18 protein-coding genes are annotated in these 19134 nt (G+C 72.6%); 10 read left to right on the forward strand and 8 right to left on the reverse strand.

Annotated features, from left to right (window positions below; all coding sequences use genetic code 11):
- Positions 1–34: 34 nt before the first annotated feature.
- Together ACGF4C_RS28320 and nsrR are read right to left on the reverse strand one after the other, a co-directional pair.
- Positions 35–1249 (reverse strand): globin domain-containing protein, encoded by a 1215-nt coding sequence (locus ACGF4C_RS28320; protein ID WP_393569706.1) that lies wholly within the window; start codon positions 1247–1249, stop codon positions 35–37.
- Positions 1250–1365: 116 nt separating this feature from the next.
- Positions 1366–1809: a nitric oxide-sensing transcriptional repressor NsrR gene (nsrR, locus tag ACGF4C_RS28325; RefSeq protein WP_362140747.1), complete on the reverse strand. Its 444-nt coding sequence runs from the start codon at positions 1807–1809 to the stop codon at positions 1366–1368.
- 153 nt (positions 1810–1962) lie between these two features.
- Between nsrR and ACGF4C_RS28330 the strand changes: the two genes are divergently transcribed.
- Both ACGF4C_RS28330 and ACGF4C_RS28335 read left to right on the forward strand, forming a co-directional pair.
- Positions 1963–2391: a cupin domain-containing protein gene (locus ACGF4C_RS28330; RefSeq protein WP_393569708.1), complete on the forward strand. Its 429-nt coding sequence runs from the start codon at positions 1963–1965 to the stop codon at positions 2389–2391.
- Between the two features lie 122 nt (positions 2392–2513).
- On the forward strand, positions 2514–2906 hold the full coding sequence (locus ACGF4C_RS28335; protein ID WP_037808113.1) for a DUF779 domain-containing protein: 393 nt from the start codon (positions 2514–2516) through the stop codon (positions 2904–2906).
- A 199-nt stretch (positions 2907–3105) separates the two neighbouring features.
- Here the strand turns inward: ACGF4C_RS28335 and ACGF4C_RS28340 are convergent, their stop codons facing one another.
- From ACGF4C_RS28340 to ACGF4C_RS28350, 3 genes are all read right to left on the reverse strand, one after another.
- On the reverse strand, positions 3106–4053 hold the full coding sequence (locus tag ACGF4C_RS28340; protein ID WP_393569794.1) for a hypothetical protein: 948 nt from the start codon (positions 4051–4053) through the stop codon (positions 3106–3108).
- Positions 4054–4259: 206 nt separating this feature from the next.
- On the reverse strand, positions 4260–4778 hold the full coding sequence (locus tag ACGF4C_RS28345; RefSeq protein ID WP_393569710.1) for a lytic polysaccharide monooxygenase auxiliary activity family 9 protein: 519 nt from the start codon (positions 4776–4778) through the stop codon (positions 4260–4262).
- A 79-nt stretch (positions 4779–4857) separates the two neighbouring features.
- Positions 4858–5895 (reverse strand): LacI family DNA-binding transcriptional regulator, encoded by a 1038-nt coding sequence (locus tag ACGF4C_RS28350; protein WP_393569712.1) that lies wholly within the window; start codon positions 5893–5895, stop codon positions 4858–4860.
- A 245-nt stretch (positions 5896–6140) separates the two neighbouring features.
- On the opposite strand from ACGF4C_RS28350, the gene ACGF4C_RS28355 reads away from it, so the two are divergent.
- Both ACGF4C_RS28355 and ACGF4C_RS28360 read left to right on the forward strand, forming a co-directional pair.
- The gene (locus tag ACGF4C_RS28355) at positions 6141–7088 is read left to right on the forward strand and encodes a nucleoside hydrolase (protein ID WP_393569714.1); all 948 of its coding nucleotides are present in this window, start codon (positions 6141–6143) and stop codon (positions 7086–7088) included.
- Positions 7089–7119: 31 nt separating this feature from the next.
- On the forward strand, positions 7120–8583 hold the full coding sequence (locus tag ACGF4C_RS28360) for an MFS transporter (protein ID WP_393569716.1): 1464 nt from the start codon (positions 7120–7122) through the stop codon (positions 8581–8583).
- A 37-nt stretch (positions 8584–8620) separates the two neighbouring features.
- Here the strand turns inward: ACGF4C_RS28360 and ACGF4C_RS28365 are convergent, their stop codons facing one another.
- Positions 8621–9763 (reverse strand): Vms1/Ankzf1 family peptidyl-tRNA hydrolase, encoded by a 1143-nt coding sequence (locus ACGF4C_RS28365; protein ID WP_393569718.1) that lies wholly within the window; start codon positions 9761–9763, stop codon positions 8621–8623.
- A gap of 318 nt (positions 9764–10081) precedes the next feature.
- Between ACGF4C_RS28365 and ACGF4C_RS28370 the strand changes: the two genes are divergently transcribed.
- Together ACGF4C_RS28370 and ACGF4C_RS28375 are read left to right on the forward strand one after the other, a co-directional pair.
- A complete protein-coding gene (locus tag ACGF4C_RS28370) occupies positions 10082–10480 on the forward strand; it encodes a DUF2795 domain-containing protein (protein WP_374102854.1) in 399 nt (132 codons plus the stop codon).
- Between the two features lie 114 nt (positions 10481–10594).
- On the forward strand, positions 10595–11074 hold the full coding sequence (locus tag ACGF4C_RS28375; protein WP_393569720.1) for a DUF5709 domain-containing protein: 480 nt from the start codon (positions 10595–10597) through the stop codon (positions 11072–11074).
- An 81-nt stretch (positions 11075–11155) separates the two neighbouring features.
- On the opposite strand, the gene ACGF4C_RS28380 is transcribed toward ACGF4C_RS28375, so the two are convergent.
- Together ACGF4C_RS28380 and ACGF4C_RS28385 are read right to left on the reverse strand one after the other, a co-directional pair.
- Positions 11156–11695, reverse strand: a complete 540-nt coding sequence (locus ACGF4C_RS28380; protein ID WP_393569722.1) for a cysteine hydrolase family protein — start codon at positions 11693–11695, stop codon at positions 11156–11158.
- Between the two features lie 46 nt (positions 11696–11741).
- The gene (locus ACGF4C_RS28385; protein ID WP_393569724.1) at positions 11742–12383 is read right to left on the reverse strand and encodes a DNA polymerase ligase N-terminal domain-containing protein; all 642 of its coding nucleotides are present in this window, start codon (positions 12381–12383) and stop codon (positions 11742–11744) included.
- A gap of 197 nt (positions 12384–12580) precedes the next feature.
- Between ACGF4C_RS28385 and fdh the strand changes: the two genes are divergently transcribed.
- Genes fdh through ACGF4C_RS28405 form a run of 4 tightly spaced genes read left to right on the forward strand, consistent with a single transcriptional unit; the run spans position 12581 to position 19121 of the window.
- Positions 12581–15850 carry a formate dehydrogenase gene (fdh, locus tag ACGF4C_RS28390; RefSeq protein WP_393569726.1) on the forward strand — a complete coding sequence of 1090 codons (3270 nt, stop codon included), beginning with the start codon at positions 12581–12583 and terminating at the stop codon, positions 15848–15850.
- On the forward strand, positions 15847–16764 hold the full coding sequence (locus ACGF4C_RS28395) for a 4Fe-4S dicluster domain-containing protein (RefSeq protein ID WP_393569728.1): 918 nt from the start codon (positions 15847–15849) through the stop codon (positions 16762–16764). The genes fdh and ACGF4C_RS28395 overlap by 4 nt, the downstream gene beginning before the upstream one ends.
- Positions 16761–17783 carry an NrfD/PsrC family molybdoenzyme membrane anchor subunit gene (gene nrfD, locus ACGF4C_RS28400; protein ID WP_393569730.1) on the forward strand — a complete coding sequence of 341 codons (1023 nt, stop codon included), beginning with the start codon at positions 16761–16763 and terminating at the stop codon, positions 17781–17783. The genes ACGF4C_RS28395 and nrfD overlap by 4 nt, the downstream gene beginning before the upstream one ends.
- A 48-nt stretch (positions 17784–17831) precedes the next feature.
- A complete protein-coding gene (locus tag ACGF4C_RS28405; RefSeq protein WP_393569796.1) occupies positions 17832–19121 on the forward strand; it encodes an NAD(P)/FAD-dependent oxidoreductase in 1290 nt (429 codons plus the stop codon).
- Positions 19122–19134: the final 13 nt, after the last annotated feature.

Raw genomic sequence — 19134 nt, forward strand, 5'->3', positions numbered from 1 at the left:
AGCGCGTGCACGGTGTTCGTAGCATGCACGGCGGTCACTGCCCCAGCCACAGGTCCGGGCCGAAGACCTCGTAGTGGATGGCTTCCGCGGGGACGCCGCGGCGCAGCAGGTCGCCGCGGACCGCGCGCAGGAAGGGCAGCGGGCCGCAGAGGTAGGCGGTCACGCCCGGGGGAAGGTCGACGGTGTCGAGATCGACCCGGCCGGTCGACGCCTCCGGGGCCTGGTCGTCCATCTGCTCGTACCAGAGGTGCAGCCGGGCGTCCGGCAACGCGCCCACCAGGCTGCGCTGTTCGCCGCGGTGGGCGTGGTCGGCGGGGGTGCGGTCGGCGTGCAGGACGGTCACCGGGCGGGCGGATCCGCCGGCGGCGAGGTGGTCGAGCATGGACAGCATGGGCGTGACGCCGATACCGGCGGACACCAGGAGCAGCGGGGCCTCCCCCTCCGGCAGCACGAGGTCGCCGAACGGGACGGAGACCGTGAGCCCGTCCCCGGTACGGGCGTGGTCGCAGAGCCAGTTGGACACTTCGCCGTCCGGCTGCCCGCCGGCCGCGTCGTTCGCGTTCCCGGCCCGGACCCGCTTGACGGTGATGCGCCAATCGGCGCGGCCGGGCGCGGCGGACAGGCTGTACTGGCGGATCTGCCGGGCGCCGTCGGGGAGTTCGACCTGGACGCTGACGTACTGGCCCGGGCGGAAGGGGGCGGTGGGGCGGCCGTCGGCCGGACGCAGGACGAAGGAGACGGCGTCGGGGGTTTCCTGCCGCCGTTCGACGATCTCCATGCGGTGCCAGACGTCGCCCTCGGCCGCGCCGGCCTCCTGGTAGAGCCGCGCCTCGACGGCGATCAGCGCGTTCGCCATCAGCCAGTAGACCTCGTCCCAGGCCGCGGCGACCTCGGGGGTGACCGCGTCGCCGAGCACTTCGGTGATCGCCGCGAAGAGGTGGCGATGGACGATCTTGTACTGGTCGGAGGTGATGCCGAGGGAGGCGTGCTTGTGCGCGATCCGGGCAAGCATGGTGTCGGGCCGGGCGTCCGGGCCCTCCAGCAGCATGCCCGCGAACGCCGCGATGGAGCCGGCGAGGGCGCGCTGCTGCTCCCCGTTGGCCTGGTTGCCCCGGTTGAACAGGTCCCGCAGCAGCTCGGGATGGGCGTCGAACAGCTTCCGGTAGAACAGCGCGGTGATGTCGCCTATGGCGGCGCCGACCGCCGGGAGGGAGGCCCGGATGACCGGGGTGGACTGCTCGGAGAGCACCGCGACTCCTTTAATTGGTTAACGATCTTCTTATTCAGGCGCGCAGGGCGCGGGTGCGGGCATGCAGGGGTAAGGCACCGGCCGCCCGCAGGGCGGTGGTGCCGGTGGGGCGAGGGTCACTCCGGCGGGCGGCCGACCAGACCGATCAGCACGGGGCCGGTGGGTGAGGCCACCAGGTCCGCCACGGTGAGCGGGTCGAGCGTGGCGTAGAACGCCTCCTGGGCGTCGCGCAGCGCCCGGCGGAGGCGGCAGGCCGCACGCAGTGGGCACGGCGGGTCGCCCTCGCAGGCGACGACCTCGCCCTCACCTTCCAGCTCCCGGACCAGCCAGCCGACCGACGCCTGCCGGCCGAGACCGGTCAGCGCCAGGCCGCCGCCGCGACCCCGGCGCGCCTCCACCACACCCAGGCGCTGGAGGCGGGTGACCGCCTTCGCCATGTGGGTGTAGGGCACGTCCATGGCCTCGGCCACCTCGCGCGTGGTCAGCGGGTCGCCCTCTCCGGAGACCGCCAGGCGCATCACGGAACGCAGCGCCAGGTCGGTGAACTTCGTCAGCCGCACAAACCGGACGTTAACAAAGACGCATGTAAGATTCCCATTCAGATCCGCCCGTGACGGTGTGGTATGCGTCACGAGCGAGACTGCCGGCGGGCAGCGGCCACCGAGGGCCCGTTCCGCAGGCGGTGGGCACCGCACATCGAACAGGGCACGTGTATGACTGTGGAAAACGACGGCTCCCCCGGACCGGCCGGTGACGCACCGGTCCCCCGCGTGCTGTGCGACGCCGGGGCCCTGACCGCGCACGCGGCGCTCGACGGCGCGCCGGCCGGAGCGCTGTGGCGCCTGGCGGAACCGGGACGGCAACTAGACGCCAATGTCGTCCGCATCCCGCCCGCGGGGCGGGTGGACCCGCACACCGAGCCGGACCTGGACGTCCTCCTGCTGGTCGTCGCCGGCGACGGCACCCTGCTCGCCACCGACGGTGCGCACCCGCTGGGCGAAGGAAGCCTCGTCTGGCTGCCGCACGGTTCCACCCGCGGCCTCGTCGCGGGCGCGGGGGGCCTCGGTTACCTGACCGTCCACCGCCGCCGGCCGGGCATGCAGATCCAGCCGCCCTCGTCCGCCGACCGCCTCCGGCCGTGAACCGCGGTCGGTGGTGCACCGCTTCCGCCCTGGACGGGTCGTGCAACCCTCTCGCAACCTCGTAGGAGGTTGACTGAAGGGCGTCTGCCTGACGTTGATGTGATGTGGAGGGTGGTGCGGCCGTGGACGCGGATGCCGGTGTGGAGCGGATCGCGGTGACCGCGGAGGCGGGTGCCGTGCTGCGGGCCTTGCGGGAGCAGCACGGGCCGTTGATGTTCCATCAGTCCGGCGGCTGCTGCGACGGCAGTGCGCCGATGTGCTACCCGGCGGGGGAATTCCGTACGGGCGGGTCGGACGTGCTGCTGGGACGGCTGGCGGTGGCGGGGGTGCCCGAGCCGGTGGACTTCTGGATGTCGGCGGACCAGTTCGCGCGCTGGCGGCACACCCATCTGACCGTGGACGTCGTACCGGGGCGGGGCAGTGGCTTCTCCCTGGAGGCGCCCGAAGGGGTGCGGTTCCTGATCCGCTCGCGGCTGCTGACCGAGGAGCCGGCGAGCCGGCCGGCCCACGGTTGAGGGGCCGGCCGGGAGAACGTGGTGAGACCCCACGCACGGGGGAGAGCGTGGGGTCTCACCTATAGGAACGGGTGGGAGCGCGAAGTGGTTCCCCTGCTGTGAGGATTCGGGGAAGAATCTTTCGGGTTCGCGGAAACGACGCCTCCGGCCGGGCCCCCCGGCCGGCTCGCGTCCACCCGCTCGGGTCCCGTCCGCCCGCTCAGGTCTCGCCCTGTACCAGGCGTTCGAGCAGCTCCTGGAATTCCCCGTCGACGACCACGCGCAGGCCGTCCCCGTCCGGCTCGCTCAGCGGGGTCATCATGCCCCGGCGCCACCAGAAGACCCGCGGGCTGATGGCTCCCGCCGCGTCCTCGTGGCCGGCCGCGGCGAACTGCGCCATGGCCTGGAGCGCCGGGATCACCTGGGCGTCCTGGATGCGGTGGAACGCCAGTTGGTGGCGGAACGGCATGGCGACCAGCGCACCGTCCGGGGTGAGCCCGGTGCCCATGAGCCGCTGGACCAGATCGTCGAGCACCAGCACCCGGCTGGCGGTGAAGAAGGAGTCGCCGAGCAGGACTTCGAAGGCCGAGCCGTCGCCGCGGCGTACCGTCTCGTGCCCCTCGACGGGCAGGGCGCGGAGGTTGTTCATGGCCCGGATCCGCAGTTCGGCGACGTTCCCGAGGTCGCTCAGCGAGTCCTCGCTCAGCATCTGCACCGCTTCGGGCAGATCGAGCGCGAGCACCTCGCGCAGACCGGGGGCCGGTTCCCGGCCGTAGCGGAAGGCGTCCGAGGCGGGCAGGGTCTCCTGGGCGACGACCCGGGGGTAGAGGCAGGCCCGGATCTCGTCCGCGGAGAGCACCTCCAGCGGCTGCGGGCCGTCCATGGTGCGCAGCACCTTGCCGACGTGGTCCCGGATCAGCCCGGGCCAGGCGCGTTCGCCGCGCCGGTCGCGGTGGCACACCGCGGCGAGGTTGCCGAGGCCGAACTGACGCCCCGACGAGTCGGTGACCACCCCCGCGTACGCGGTGACCTCCAGGCCCTGTTCGGCGAAGGCCTGCCGGACCTGGGACCGGAAGACCCCGCCCTCCCGCTCGGAGAAGAAGCTGAACTCCCCGTCGCGTGCCAGGTCGCGGGAATCCCGCTTCGGTCCTCGGCGGAACAGGCCCATCTCTTCCTCCCGGCAGCGGCCACGCACAACGGCCATGAATGGGCCGATCGTAACGGGTGCGCCGGCCGGCCCCGGCACCCTGCTGACCACGGAACACTGCCGTGACACCGCAGGGCGACGGGGCGGGTGAGGCGGGTGAGGACGGGGACGGACGAGCGGGGCGAGGGGGACGTACGCGGAAGAAGCGGTCGGCCGGCGGCGACCGGTCAGCCGCCGATGGTGACGTCGATGCAGGCGTAGAAGGCGTTCGCGGTGTCGGCGATGTTCCAGACCGCGAGGATCTTCTGCTTGCCCGTGATGCTGCCGAAGTTGACGGTATGGGTCACGGTCTCCGGAGGCTGCGCGCCGCCGCCGCCGAACTCGGCGACCTTCCTGCCGCCCGCGAAGTACTGCCAGGTGCTGGTGGCATGACGGGCCGTCAGTCGCCAGGTGAAGGTCTGGGTGTGGCCGATCGGGGTGACCTTCCAGCCCTTGGCGTCGTCGTCGAGTTCGGCGAACCGGCTGTTGCCGCCGCTGCAACTGGTCAGCCCCTTGGGGCCCTCGACGCTCTGCGGCTCCCACTTGACGGGGCCGCAGTCGATGGTGCCGGCGGCGCACTGCGCCTGGCGGCTGGGGGGTGCGGAGACGTAACCGTGGGCGCTCGCCGGGGTGACCGGCAGGGTGACGACCAGCAGCGGGGCGATGCCGGCGCCGATGGCGAGGGCCAGCCTTCTTTTCTTGTTCATGTCAACCCTTTCGCGAGGGGGGTGAGGGGCGCGAGGGGTGCACTGATTGGTCTGGACTTTACTCCGTGACCGTGTACGGTCAAGAGGTCCGGAAGGGTCCGTCGGCAGCGACCGCGACCGCCGTCCCGCTGGAGGCCCGGACCACCAACTCCGGGGCGAGGCGGACCGTGTGGCCCGGCCCTGACGAACCGTCGGCCCGGCGCCGGGACAACAGGCGGGCGGCCTCGGCGGCGAGGTCGGCGACCGGTTGCCGGACGGTGGTGAGCGCGGGGTCGGCCAGCCCGGCGAGCGGGATGTCGTCGAAGCCGGTGACCGCGACCTCGCCCGGGACGTCCGCGCCCAACTGCCGCAGCCGTTGCAGCGCGCCGGCCGCGATCAGGTCGTTGGCGCAGACCACCGCGTCCGGGCGGGCCGGCCAGAGGCGGTCGACGGCGGCCCGGCCCCACTCCACCGAGAAGTCGCCGAGGGCGAGCCGGCCGGGTGCCGCCGGATCGAGGGCCGCGGCGCCGTTCTCGTACGCCGTGCGCCGCTCGACGGCCGCGGAGGCGGTGCCGGCGGCCCCGATGAAGCAGGGGCGGCGGCGCCCGGTGGCGGCCAGATGGGCCAGTACGAGCGCCATTCCGGCGGCGTTGTCGACGGCCACGGAGTCGGCGACGCCGGGGCCGCAGCCGCGGTCCAGCAGGACCAGCGGCACCTGTGCGGCGGCGGCCGCCACCGCCTCCCGGCTGTGCCGTTCGTCGACCGGTATCAGCAGCAGCCCGTCGACCTGCCGGGCCAGCAGGGCGCTGATCCGGGCCGCCTCGGTGGCCGGGTCGTCGTCGCAGTCGGCGAGCAGGACGGCGCGGCCCTCGGCGTGCAGGGCGTGCTCCAGCTCCCGGACGAGGGTGGGGAAGAACGGGTTGGTGATCTGCGGCAGGACCAGCCCGACGGTGCCGGTGGAGCGGCTGCGCAGGGCGCGCGCGACGTGGTTGGGGCGGTAGCCGAGGCGCTCGGCCGCCGCGCGGACGGTGCGGGCGGTCTCGGCGCCGACCGGGCGGGTGCCGGCGAGCACCCGGGAGACCGTGGCGATCGAGCAGCCGGACGCCAGCGCGACGTCCTTCAAGGTCACTTCGGCCACGGTGGCGCGCCCCTTTTGTCGACCCGTACCGGATGAGGGCGGCAAACGTTATCACCGCTCACCCACCGTGTCCGTGAGCCGGATCAAGCGGTCGTATGGCTCACATTTCGTTGACATCGCAAGGAGCGATGGGCGAAATTCTCGGAGAACGTTTTCCAGCGGTAGCCGCCTCCTGCGGGCGCACCCAGAGACTTCACCTCCAGCACCACCGCACCACCGTTCCGCAGAGCAAAGGGGCTCGTCCGTTGGCCAGAAAGATCATCCTCGACTGCGACCCGGGGCATGACGACGCGATCGCCATGCTCCTGGCACACGGCAATCCCGATGTCGAGCTGGTCGCCGTGACGACCGTGGTCGGCAACGCGTCGGTCGAGAAGGTGACCCGCAACGCGCTGTCCGTGGCCTGGATCGCCGGGATCACCGGGGTGCCCTTCGCGGCCGGCTGCCCGCGTCCGCTGGTGCGGGACATCGAGACGGCGCCGGAGATCCACGGCGACACCGGTCTGGACGGCCCGGAGCTGCCCGAGCCCACCCTCGAACTGGACCGCCGGCACGCGGTGGACCTGATCATCGACACCGTGATGGCGCACGGGCCGGGCGAGATCACCATCGTCCCCACGGCGGGCCTGACCAACATCGCGCTGGCCGCGCGCAAGGAGCCGCGGATCGTCGAGCGGGTCCGCGAGGTCGTGCTGATGGGCGGCGGCTACCACGAGGGCAACTGGAGCGCGGTCGCCGAGTTCAACATCATCATCGACCCCGAAGCGGCGCACATCGTCTTCAACGAGAAGTGGCCGGTCACCATGGTCGGGCTGGACCTCACGCACCAGGCCCTGGCCACCCCCGCGGTCGAGAAGAAGATCGCCGCGGTGGGCACCAAGCCGGCCACGTTCGTGCTGGAACTGCTGGACTTCTTCCGCGAGGCGTACCGCGAGAACCAGGGCTTCGAGCACCCGCCGGTGCACGACCCGTGCGCGGTGGCGTACGTCATCGACCCGGACGTGATGACCGTGCGCCGGGCCCCGGTGGACGTGGAGCTGCGGGGTGCGCTGACCGTCGGGATGACCGTGACGGACTTCCGCGCGCCCGCACCGGACGACTGCACCACCCAGGTCGCCGTCAAGCTCGACCACGAGCGGTTCTGGAACCTCGTCGTGGACGCGCTGGAGCGGATCGGCGACGTAGCGGAATGAACGGCATCACGGCACGAACGGCACGAACGGCATGAACATCTCCACCACTCCCTCCCCCCGGTCCACCGTCGAGAGCCCGGGCGCAGGTTCCGGCGTCCGCATCGGGGTGCTGGTCACCGCGCTGCTGGCGGCCTGCTTCGCGTTCCAGCTGAACGCCAGCATGCTCAGCCCGGCGCTGAAGAACATCGAGGACACCCTCGGTGCCAGCTCGGCCGAGATCGGCCTCACCCAGACCGCGTTCTTCACCTCGGCGGCCCTGTTCTCCCTGTTCCTCCCGCGGCTGGGCGACGTCATCGGCCGCCGCCGGGTGCTCACCGGGATGCTCGCCCTGATGGTCGTCGGCTGTGTCGTCGCCGCGCTGGCGACCAGCGTGCCGATGCTGTTCGCCGGCCGCGTCATCCAGGGCGTCAGCGGTCCGGTGGTCCCGCTGTGCCTGATCATGCTGCGGGTCGAGGTGCAGGAGCCGAAGCGGTACGGCACCCTGCTCGGCGTGATCACCGCGGTCAACGGCGGGATCGCCGGGGTGGACTCGCTGGCGGGCGGCTACCTCGCCGACAGTCACGGCTTCGGCTCGGTGTTCTGGGCGATGGCCGTCGTCGCGGCGCTGGCGGCCGTCCTCGTCGCCACCCTGACCCCGGAGTCCCGGGCGCCGGCTCCGGACGCGGCGGGCGCCCGCCGGATGGACTGGCCCGGTGTCGCCCTGCTCGTCGTCTCGGTCGGCTCGCTGCTGATCGCGCTGAACGAGGCGGGCAAGCTGGCCGCCGCGAACTGGCCGCTGATCGCCGTCCTCGTCGTGCTGGCCGCGGCCGCCTTCGGCCTCTTCTGGCGCACCGAGAACCGCAGCGGGCACCCGCTGGTCGCGACCAGGCACCTCAAGCAGCGCGCGACCTGGGCGACCCTGCTGACCACCGTGCTGACCATGACCGGCGTGTTCGCCGTGATGAACGGGCTGATCCCGGCGTTCGCACAGGACGCGCAGGCCGGTCTCGGGATGAGCGCGGAGGCGTCCGCCTGGTGGACGCTGTCGCCGTACGCGCTGGCCGGTCTGGCCATGGGCCCGCTGGCCGGGCGGCTGGCCGCCACCTTCGGCTACGGGCGGGTACTGCGGTGCGGCCTGGTCGGCTCGGTGGCGACGGTGGTGCTGATGCTGGCCACCATGCACAGCCACTCGCACGTCCTGCTGCTGGTGACCTCGATCCTGGTGGGCGTCGCCTACGCGGGCGTGGCCAACATCGTCCTCAACGGGCTCGGCATCGTGCTCTCCCCCCGCGAGAACCCGGGCTTCCTGCCCGGCCTGAACGCCGGTGCGTTCAACCTCGGCGCGGGGCTGAGCTTCGCGGTGCTCTACGCGGTCAAGACCGCCGCCACACCGGCCGATCCGGCGTCCGCCGGCGGCTACACCGCGGGCATGATCGCCGGTGTGGTCATCCTGGCGGCGGCGATCGCCACCTCGTTCCTGATCCCGAAGCCGGTGGCGGCCGAGGCCCAGGACTGAGGGCTCGCGGCGCGCCACCGGGGGATTGTCGGGCGGTTCACTCCGGCGTCGGCTCGTCCGTCCACCGCAGGATGGCGCCGAGCCCGCCGGAGGGCGCCCGTTCGGGATCGCGGACGATCACGACCTCGGCGCCGCTGGCCGCGGCCGACCGGATGAGCGCGTCGTCGGCCCGGGCGGCGGCCGGCCGCACCTCGCCGAGGTACTGCAACTCGGTGCCGCGCACGGCCAGTTGGTCGGCGCCGTCACCGACCCAGACCTGGCGTCCGGTGTCCGCGCCGTGCGGGTCGACCAGCAGGGTGTCGATCCGGTGTTCCCGGGCCGCCTCGACGAGTGCGGGGATGCCGGCCGCGGCGTGCGGGGCGCTCTTGCCGCCGGGGCCCTCGCCGGTACGGAAGCGGTCGGTGATCTCCACGACGTGCTGGCGTTCCTGTTCGGCCCGGACCTGGGCGATGTCCCGTTCCACCAGGTCGCTCTCGGAGCCGGCCGCGCGGCCGCCGTGTTCGCTCTCGTAGGTGATGCCGCGCAGCTGCTCCGGCAGCTTCTCGTACACAAGGTGCCGCTCGCGGGCGTCGCCGATGAGGATGACGGCCTCCGCCCCGTGCTCCTGGGCGGTCCGGCTGATCGCGTCGGCGATCTCCGCGGCGTTCTGCTCCCAGGTGTTCTCCACCTTCGCCTGGAAGTGGGTTTCGGACCAGTCCGAGGACGTGGTGCGGTGGATGGGCCACTCGGCGCCGGTCACCTTGCCGGCGTCGTCCTCGGTGCCCTGCTGCCCCAGGACGGCGAGGTCCGCCCCGGTGCGGTCCAGCCGGACCACGAGGCAGACGGGGTCGTCGCCGATCGCGGCCAGGAAGGGCGCGATCCGGGGCACCGGCCCCCAGGCGGCGAAGGGCGTGGGCGGCGGCCCGGGCAGCGGCGCGTCGAGCACGACGTGACCGTTGGTGGCGAACAGCACCCGCCCGGCGTGCGACTGCGGTTCCCCTTCGCGCCGCGTGACCAGGGCCTCGTGCACGGCGCCGCAGGTGGCCTCGTCCGCGCCGAGCGCGAAGAGCTGTGCGGTGGTCGCGCTCGCCGTCAACTCCTGTTGTTTTTCGGCGTCCTCGGTGCCGTGCGAAATATCGGCATAGACGGTTGCCCATGGGCCCGGCCGATCGATGACCGGTCGAAGGAGCGAGAGTCGCATGGCGCTGCCTCCTTGGGTTCTCCCGGTATGCGTGGGGCTTGTCTGCAGTTGGCTGCGTATGCGGTGGACGCGTATGCGTCGGCTGGTATGCGGTTGGCTGTCATACGAATTCCCGATCTCCCAGGGCGTATGCATTGCGCTCCGGACCGGGATATGCCTCGGGCGGTCACCCAGCGTGCCGGTCCGGGTGAATTCCGTACAGGGGCTTGAATCGACCGCTTCGGGTTGTTAGGGCGGAAGGACCAGGGAAACTGGGAGAAACGCGTCGGGTCGGTAGGACTCGTCAGACCGGAGGCAGCGATGGTCATGGAACACGGAATGGACAAGACCGGCCCCGCCCGGGACGACATGATGAAGAAGCAGTTGCGCGGGCAACTGGCCGCGGAGCGCTCGCTGCGGACCGACGAGGAACACGAACTCCAGCCCGCGGGCGAGGACCAGCCGGTGCCGGCGTGGTCGCCCGCGAGTGACTACCGCGGCGGTACGCCGAGCGGGATGACCGAGCAGGACGTCGGACTGCGCTCCGAACTCGCCCAGCACCTCGGCCGGAGCCTGTATCCCGCCGACAAGAACACGATCATCGAGACGCTGCGGCGCAACCACGCGCCGGACCGGCTGGTGGAGCTGGCGCAACGGCTGCCGGCGCACGACCGGTACGTCAATGTGCAGGCCATCGCGGAGGCCATCGGACTGCACACCGAGCACGTGCGGCGCTGACCCGGCCGTCCGCCTCCTGACGCTGCCGAGCGGCGCCGGGAGGCGGACAATTGGTGGCAGAGAGACCCGCCGCGGCCCGCGACGGGACGAGCGGACGGGAGAGGGAGGGCGGTCATGTCCGACGACGCGATGGGCGACGAGGTCTACCAGCCGCCCAGCTCCGACCCCCAGGACAACCCCAACGATCTGGACATGGAGGACGCCCTCGACGAGCCCGACCTCGACGCCATGCTGGACACCGGTTATTCGCCGCCCGAACGGCCCTTCGTGGTCAATCACGAGGGCACCACGGCACGGGAACTGCACGACGGCGAGTCGCTGGAGCACCGGCTGGCCGTGGAGGTGCCGGACGTGCTCCCGGTCGACGGCGACGGCATCGGCGATCTGCCGGGCGGTGTGGGCGAACCGGTGGATCTGGAGTGCGGCGAGGAGCGGGCCGGCCGGCTCGTGGGCACCGACGAGGGCTTCTGGCGCGGCGGCAGCGACGACATCGCCGCCCGGGACGTCGGCATCGACGGCGGTGCGGCGTCCGCCGAGGAGGCCGCGGTGCACATCGCCCGCGACAATGCGGGGGACGGGGAGCTGGAGGCATAGTCCCGGGATATCGCCCGGTGGCCGCGGAATGCCTTTCGCCGAACCTCTCGGGCCCCCTCTCGCCACGCCCGCCGGGAGATGTCAGAAGATTTCCTCGGCGGTGGACCGGACGATACGGGCCTGCATATTGCGTTCCATCATGCGCAGCGCGGCCTCCGCGAGATCGCGGTGGATATGCGCGCAGGCGTCCTCGACGACGGTGACGCCGATGTGCCGGATATGGGCGTCGAGCGCCGAATAGAGCACGCATTGTTCGGTGACCTGGCCGCAGAGCACGATGGTGTCGATGCCGTGCTGGCGCAGCAGGTATTCCAGCGGTGTCTGGTAGAAGATCGAGTGCCGCGCCTTCACCACGAACAGGGATTTCTCGTCGGGCCGTACCGGCTCCACGAGATCGGCGTGCGGGCCGCTCAGCGCGGTGTCCAGGAGCTCGTCGTGGTGCGAGCGCCACAGGCCGAAATTGTCGTTGACGTAGATGACCTCGGTGTCGCTCCCCCGGGCCCGTTCGAGCAGCGCGGTGAGCCGGGGCAGCGTCGCGCGCACCGAGGGCAGCAGCAGTTCGGCGTCCTCGTGCTCGTAGGAGTTGAGCATGTCGATCACGATGAGTGCGGTGCCGGACATGGCGGAATCCCCGGTCAGCCCCGGGCCGGACCGGCGCACGCCCCGCTCATCGCGGGCTCCCTTCTTCCCCGGCCTCCTCCTCGGCGACCCGTTTGAGGGTGCGCCCGCTGCGGACGGAGCGGGCCCGGCGGGCATCGGGGGTGCCGCGCCGTTCGGCCCGGTCGTCGTTCTCCTTGACCAGCAGCCAGGACTCCCGCTTCCCGGAGCCGTCACCGCCGCGGAAGCGGGTGAGCGCATAGCCGCCGTGCAGTTTGCTGCCGTCGAGCCAGAAGGACGCGTGGCCCTGCTCCAGGGCCTCGCCGAACGTGCGGGTGCGGCCCTTCTTCCTCCCGGGCAGCGGACGGTAGCTGCCCTCGTCCCAGACGATCACGGTGCCCGCGCCGTACTCCCCGTCCGGGATGACGCCCTCGAACTCCCGGTACTCCAGCGGGTGGTCCTCGGTGGGCATGGCCAGCCGCTTGTCCTGCGGATCGGTGGACGGGCCCTTCGGCACCGACCAGGACTTCAGGACGCCGTCGACCTCCAGCCGGAAGTCGAAGTGCAGGGTGCTGGCGTCGTGGATCTGCACCACGAAGCACGGGGTGTCACCGGAGGGGGCGCCGGAGGGGGTCTGCCCGCCCTGCGGCTCGCGGGTCCGGTCGAAGTGCCGTTTGCCGCGGTACGTCGTCAGTCCGTTCCTGCCACTCACGGGTCCGCCCGCCTTTCCTCGGCTGCCGCCTCTCTCACTGTGGCGCGCGGCGGGCGGCACCGCACGTGCGGCCGGGGCCCGCCCCGCGGCCCTTCGAGTGCCCGGTTGGGTGAGTAACACGCCCGCCAAGGGGCACTCGAGGGCCGCGGGAGCGAGTTTGGATCCTGACCGCACGATGCGAGGTGCTTGGAGGAGCCATGGGCGTAGGGAGGCTGCTGCGTGACTGGCCCGTGTACCGGCAGCTGACCGGCGGTGATCCGCTGGGCCGCGGACGCGCCGCGATGTCCGCGCGCACCGAAGCGCTCCGGCCGCGGACCGAGACCGCCGACCGGGTGGTGAAGTCGGTCTGCCCGTACTGCGCGGTCGGCTGCGGACAGCAGGTGTACGTCAAGGACGACCGGGTGGTCCAGATCGAGGGCGACCCGGACTCTCCGGTCAGCCGGGGTCGGCTGTGCCCCAAGGGCTCGGCGACGCTGCAGCTGACGACCGGGCCGTCCCGGCGCCATCAGGTCCTGTACCGCCGGCCGTACGGCACCGACTGGCAGCCGCTGGACCTGGACACGGCCATGGACATGATCGCCGAGCGGGTGATCGAGACCCGCCGGGACACCTGGCAGTGGGAGGCGGACGGCAAGCGGGTGGCCCGCACGCTCGGCATCGCCAGCCTGGGCGGCGCGACCCTCGACAACGAGGAGAACTACCTGATCAAGAAGCTGCTGACCGGGCTGGGCGTGGTCCAGGTGGAGAACCAGGCCCGGGTCTGCCACAGCTCGACGGTCGCGGGCCTGGGCACCTCGTTCGGGCGGGGCGGGGCGACCACCTTCATGCAGGACCTCCAGCACGCGGACTGCATCGTCATCGAGGGCTCGAACTTCGCCGAGGCGCATCCGGTGGGCTTCCAGTGGGTGATGGAGGCCAAGGCCCGGGGCGCCCGGATCATCCACGTCGATCCGCGCTTCACCCGGACCAGCGCGCTGTGCGACCTGCACGTGCCGATCCGGGCCGGCACCGACCTCGCCTTCCTGGGCGGGCTGATCCACCACGTCCTGTCCGAGGAGAAGGACTTCCGCGAGTACGTCCTCGCCTACACCAACGCCGCCACCCTGATCAGCGAGGACTTCCGCGACACCGAGGACCTGGGCGGCGTGTTCTCCGGCCTGGACGAGGAGGGGCGCTGCTACGACCCGGCGAGCTGGCAGTACGAGGGCACCGACGTCCAGGCCCCGGCCGGCGACGTCGAGCAGCTGCACGACCGCCGGCTGGAGGACCTCCGCGGGGCCTCCCACCACGCCCCCGGCCACGCCGAGACACACGGCTCGGGCGGTCCGCAGGCCGCCGCCGAAGCGCCGCGGGACCCGACCCTGACCCACCCCCGGTGCGTCTACCAGATCCTCAAGCGGCACTACGCCCGCTACACCCCGGAGCTCGTCGAGCGGACCTGCGGGATCCCGCGCGAGACGTTCCGGCAGGTGTGCGACGCGCTGACGTCGAACTCCGGGCGGGAGCGGACCAGCGCCTTCGTCTACGCGGTCGGCTGGACCCAGCACGCGACCGGTTCCCAGTACATCCGCGCCGCGAGCGTCCTGCAGTTGCTGCTGGGCAACATCGGCCGCCCCGGCGGCGGCATCCAGGCGCTCCGCGGCCACGCCTCCATCCAGGGCTCCAGCGACATCCCCACGCTCTACAACCTGCTGCCCGGCTACCTGCCGATGCCGCACGCGCACACCCACGAGGACCTGGACACCTTCATCGCCGCGAGCCGCACCGACAAGGGCTTCTGGGGCGACATGCGGGCGTACTTCGTCAGTCTGCTCAAGGCGTACTACGGCGATGCCGCGACCCCGGAGAACGACTTCTGCTTCGACCACCTGCCGCGGCTGACCGGCTCGCACAGCACCTACGACACCGTGATGGCGCAGCTGGACGGCGTCTGCAAGGGCTACTTCCTGATGGGTGAGAACCCTGCCGTGGGCTCCGCCAACACCCGGCTGCAGCGGCTGGGCATGGCGAACCTCGACTGGCTGGTGGTCCGCGACTTCTCGCTCATCGAGTCGGCGACCTGGTGGCAGGACGGGCCCGAGATCGAGAGCGGCGAACTCGCCACGGAGGACATCGGGACCGAGGTGTTCTTCCTGCCGGCTGCCTCGCACACCGAGAAGTCCGGGTCGTTCACCAACACCAACCGCTGGCTGCAGTGGCACCACGCCGCCGTCGAGCCGGACGGCGACGCCCGCAGCGACCTGTGGTTCATGTACCACCTGGGCCGGCGCATCAAGGAGAAGCTGGCCGCGCCCACCGATCCGCGGGACCGCATGGTGCAGGACCTGACCTGGGACTATCCGGTCGAGGGCGACCACCGGGAGCCGATCGCCGCCGCCGTCCTCGCCGAGATCAACGGGCAGGGACCGGACGGCGCCCCGCTGAGTGCCTACACCGAGCTGAAGGACGACGGCTCGACCCGCTGCGGCTGCTGGATCTACTGCGGGGTCTACGCGGACGGCGTCAACCAGGCGGCCCGCCGCACCCCGCACACCGAGCAGGACTGGGTCGCCGCCGAGTGGGCGTGGGCCTGGCCGGCGAACCGCCGGATCCTCTACAACCGGGCGTCGGCCGCCCCCGACGGCACGCCCTGGAGCGCCCGCAAGGCGTATGTGTGGTGGGACGCCGACGCGGGCCGCTGGACCGGCCACGACGTGCCGGACTTCGTGCCCGACCGGGCGCCGGACCACGTACCACCGCCCGGGGCAACCGGGCCGGACGCGTTGCGCGGCGACGACCCGTTCATCATGCAGGCGGACGGCAAGGGCTGGCTGTTCGCCCCGTCCGGGCTGCTCGACGGGCCGCTGCCGACCCACTACGAGCCGCAGGACTCGCCGTTCGGCAACGCCCTCTACCCCGACCGGCCGCGCTCCCCCACGCAACAGCGGTACGTCCGGGAGGGCAACCGCTACCACCCCAGCGGCGACGAGCCGGGCGCCGAGGTCTTCCCGTACGTCCTGACCACCCACCGGCTGACCGAGCACTTCACGGCGGGCGGGATGAGCCGCTGGTCGTCCCATCTCGCCGAGCTGCAGCCGGAGTTGTTCTGCGAGGTGTCCCCGCGGCTGGCCGCCGAGCGCGGGCTGACGCACAACGGCTGGGCGACGATCGTCACCGCCCGGAACGCCATCGAGGCACGGGTGGCGGTCACCGACCGGATCAGAACGCTGACCGTGCACGGCCGCGAGGTGCACCAGATCGGGCTGCCGTTCCACTGGGGCCCCAACGGGGTGGTCACCGGCGACGCGGCCAACGAGCTGATGGCGATCGTGCTGGACCCCAACTCGCACATCCAGGAGGACAAGGCACTCACCGCCGACATCCGCCCGGGCCGCCGGCCGCGCGGGCCCGCCCTGCCGCGCCTGGTGGCGGAGTACCGGCGGCGCGCGGGCATCACCGAGCACACCGGAGAGGACCAACGGCCATGACCGACAGCCTGCTCAGCGGCCCTGAGCCGGATCCGGCCGGGGACGCCGGACACACCGGTGCCCCGCCCCGGGTGGGGTTCTTCACCGACACGTCCGTCTGCATCGGCTGCAAGGCGTGCGAGGTGGCGTGCAAGGAGTGGAACGCCCTCCCGGAGGACGGGCTGACGCTCACCGGCATGTCGTACGACAACACCGCCGGGCTCGGGGCGTCCACCTGGCGGCACGTGGCCTTCATCGAGCAGTCGACACCGCAGCCGCCGGTGCCCGCGCCGGAGGGCCGTACGGTGCTGCCGCTCGCCGGGGACGCGGACCAGTCGGCCGGCGGCGAGCTGCGCTGGCTGATGTCCTCCGACGTCTGCAAGCACTGCACCCACGCCGCCTGCCTCGACGTCTGCCCGACCGGCTCGCTGTTCCGCACCGAGTTCGGCACCGTGGTGGTGCAGGAGGACATCTGCAACGGCTGCGGCTACTGCGTGCCGGCCTGCCCCTACGGCGTGATCGAGCAACGCCCCTCCGACGGCCGGGCGTTCAAGTGCACGCTCTGCTACGACCGGCTCGGCGCAGGACAGGAACCGGCCTGCGCCAAGGCCTGCCCGACCGAGTCGATCCAGTTCGGCCCGCTCGACGAGCTGCGCGAACGCGCGGCACTGCGGGTGGACCAGCTGCACGCGGCCGGGGTGGACCAGGCCCGCCTCTACGGCCACGACCCGGCGGACGGGGTCGGCGGCGACGGGGCGTTCTTCCTGCTGCTGGACGAGCCGGAGGTCTACGGGCTGCCGCCGGACCCGCAGGTCACCACCCGGGACCTGCCCGCGATGTGGAAGCACGCCGGCGCGGCGGCGCTGTCGCTGGCCGGCGGTTTCGCGCTGTCCTTCGCGCTGCCCGCCGTGCTGCGAGGAAGGGGACGGCGATGACACGGCCCGAAAGGCCGGGTGACCGGCGCGCACGGCGGTCCCGCAAGGGCGAGGAACTCATGGTCCCGCGCGCCGAGTTCGACTCCTACTACGGCCGTCCGGTCATCAAGGCGCCGTCGTGGTCGGCCCGGGACATCGCCGGGTACTTCTTCCTCGGCGGCCTGGCGGGCGCCGGCTCGGTGCTCGCCGCGGGCGCCCAGCTGACCGGCCGGACCACGCTGGCGAGGGGGATGAAGGTCTCGTCGCTGGCGGCCGTCTCGCTGTCCACCGCGGCGCTCGTCCACGACCTCGGCCGGCCCGCCCGGTTCGCCAACATGCTGCGCGTCATCAAGCCGACCTCGCCGATGAGCGTCGGTTCCTGGCTGCTCAGCGGCTACGGGCCGGCGGCCGGGGTGGCGGCGGTGTGCGCGGTCGGCGGGCGGCTGCCGCGGGCCGGCGCCGCCGCCACCGCGGCCGCCGCCGTGCTGGGGCCGGCCGTGGCCACGTACACCGCCGTGCTCGCGGCCGACACCGCGGTGCCGGCCTGGCACGGCGCGCACCGCGAACTGCCCTACCTCTTCGCGGCCTCCGCGACCGCCGCGGCCTCCGGCATGGCACTGGTGCTGGCGCCGCCCCGCGAGACCGCGCCCGTGCGCTGCGCCGCCGTACTGGCCGCCGCCGCCGATGCGGCGGCGTCCCGGGCGGCGAAGCGGCGGCTGGGGATGGTGGCGGAGACCTACCGGGAGGGCCGGGCCGGGCGGCTGCTGCACGGCGCGGAACTGCTGCTCGGCGCCGGGGCGGTGACCGCGGCGCTCGCCGCCCGCCGCTCCCGGGCGGCGGCCGTCGCCGCCGGGCTGGCCCTGCTGGCCGGGTCGGCGTGCACCCGGTTCGGCGTCTTCGCCGCCGGGATCGCCTCCGCCGAGGACCCGGCGTACACCGTCGTCCCCCAGCGCGCCACGAAGGAACCGCCCGGCGGACCGGGGCCGGACCCGGCCACCGCCCGCCCGGACGGCCGGGAAACACCGCAAGCGACAGGCTGACCGTCCTCGACCGCAGGAGTCCACGTGCATCGACGTCGTCCTCGGATCGTGATCGTCGGAGCCGGTTTCGCCGGCTACGAATGTGCCCGCACCCTCTCCCGGACGGCCAAGGGAGCCGCCGAGATCGTGCTGCTCAACCCCCATGACTACTTCCTCTACGTACCGCTGCTGCCGGAGGTGGCGGCCGGGATCCTGGAGCCGCGCCGGATCTCGGTGTCGCTGACCGGGACCCTGCCGGGCGTCCGGCTCGTCCTCGGGCAGGCCCAAGACGTGGACCTGGACGCCCGCCGGGTGGCGTACACCGACCCGGAGGACCGGGAGGGCACGCTGGACTACGACCGGCTGGTGCTCACCGTCGGCAGCGTCAACAAACTGCTGCCCATCCCCGGTGTCGCCGAGCACGCCCACGGCTTCCGCGGGATGCCCGAGGCGCTCTACCTGCGCGACCACATCACCCGCCAGTGCGAACTGGCCGGAGCGGCCGAGGACCCGGCCGAACGGGCCGCCAGGACCACCTTCGTGGTCGTCGGGGCGGGCTACACCGGTACCGAAGTCGCCGCCCACGGCGTGCTGTTCACCGATGCCCTGGCCCGGCAGAACACCGGACTGCGGGACGGTCCACGGCCGCGCTGGCTGCTGCTGGACATCGCCGACCGGCTGCTGCCGGAGCTCGACGAGCGGCTCTCGCAGACCGCCGAGCGGGTGCTGCGCGGCCGCGGGGTGGACGTCCGTACCGGCACGTCGGTGAAGGAGGCCACCCCGGACGGGGTGCTGCTGGACGACGGCGAGTTCATCGACAGCCGCAGCCTGATCTGGTGCGTCGGCGTCCGCCCGGACCCGCTGGTGGCCTCGATGGGGCTGCCCACCGACCGGGGGCGGCTGTGCGTCGACGAGTACCTGGGCGTGCCCGGCCGGCCGGAGGTGTTCGCCTGCGGTGACGCCGCGGCCGTACCGGACCTGACCCGGCCGGGCAAGGTGACGCCGATGACCGCCCAGCACGCCCAGCGGCAGGGCAAGGTCGCGGCGCGCAATGTGGCGGCGTCCTGCGGCCACGGCACGGCGCGCGCGTACGAGCACCACGACCTGGGGTTCATGGTCGACCTGGGCGGCGTCCAGGCCGCCGCGAACCCGCTGCACGTGCCGCTGTCCGGTCCGCTCGCCAGTGCCGTCACCCGCGGCTACCACCTGATGGCGATGCCCGGGAACCGGGTGCGGGTGGCCGCCGACTGGCTCCTGGACGCGGTGCTGCCCCGCCAGGGCGTCCAGCTCGGCCTGGTGCGCTCCTGGTCGGTGCCGCTGGACACCGAGACACCGGAGGTGGCCCGGGTGCCGCGCTAGGGCCCGTCTTGGG

The sequence above is a fragment of the Streptomyces sp. NPDC048197 genome (assembly GCF_043202395.1).
In the GTDB taxonomy this organism is placed as follows: domain Bacteria; phylum Actinomycetota; class Actinomycetes; order Streptomycetales; family Streptomycetaceae; genus Streptomyces; species Streptomyces siderophoricus.

Excerpts from the sequence above, each read along its gene's own strand:
- ACGF4C_RS28330 (WP_393569708.1), top strand. The coding sequence starts at position 1,963 with ATGACTGTGGAAAACGACGGCTCCCCCGGACCGGCCGGTGACGCACCG.
- ACGF4C_RS28340 (WP_393569794.1), bottom strand. The coding sequence starts at position 4,053 with ATGGGCCTGTTCCGCCGAGGACCGAAGCGGGATTCCCGCGACCTGGCA.
- ACGF4C_RS28345 (WP_393569710.1), bottom strand. The coding sequence starts at position 4,778 with ATGAACAAGAAAAGAAGGCTGGCCCTCGCCATCGGCGCCGGCATCGCC.
- ACGF4C_RS28360 (WP_393569716.1), top strand. The coding sequence starts at position 7,120 with ATGAACATCTCCACCACTCCCTCCCCCCGGTCCACCGTCGAGAGCCCG.
- ACGF4C_RS28365 (WP_393569718.1), bottom strand. The coding sequence starts at position 9,763 with ATGCGACTCTCGCTCCTTCGACCGGTCATCGATCGGCCGGGCCCATGG.
- ACGF4C_RS28370 (WP_374102854.1), top strand. The coding sequence starts at position 10,082 with ATGGACAAGACCGGCCCCGCCCGGGACGACATGATGAAGAAGCAGTTG.
- ACGF4C_RS28375 (WP_393569720.1), top strand. The coding sequence starts at position 10,595 with ATGTCCGACGACGCGATGGGCGACGAGGTCTACCAGCCGCCCAGCTCC.
- ACGF4C_RS28380 (WP_393569722.1), bottom strand. The coding sequence starts at position 11,695 with ATGTCCGGCACCGCACTCATCGTGATCGACATGCTCAACTCCTACGAG.
- fdh (WP_393569726.1), top strand. The coding sequence starts at position 12,581 with ATGGGCGTAGGGAGGCTGCTGCGTGACTGGCCCGTGTACCGGCAGCTG.
- ACGF4C_RS28395 (WP_393569728.1), top strand. The coding sequence starts at position 15,847 with ATGACCGACAGCCTGCTCAGCGGCCCTGAGCCGGATCCGGCCGGGGAC.
- nrfD (WP_393569730.1), top strand. The coding sequence starts at position 16,761 with ATGACACGGCCCGAAAGGCCGGGTGACCGGCGCGCACGGCGGTCCCGC.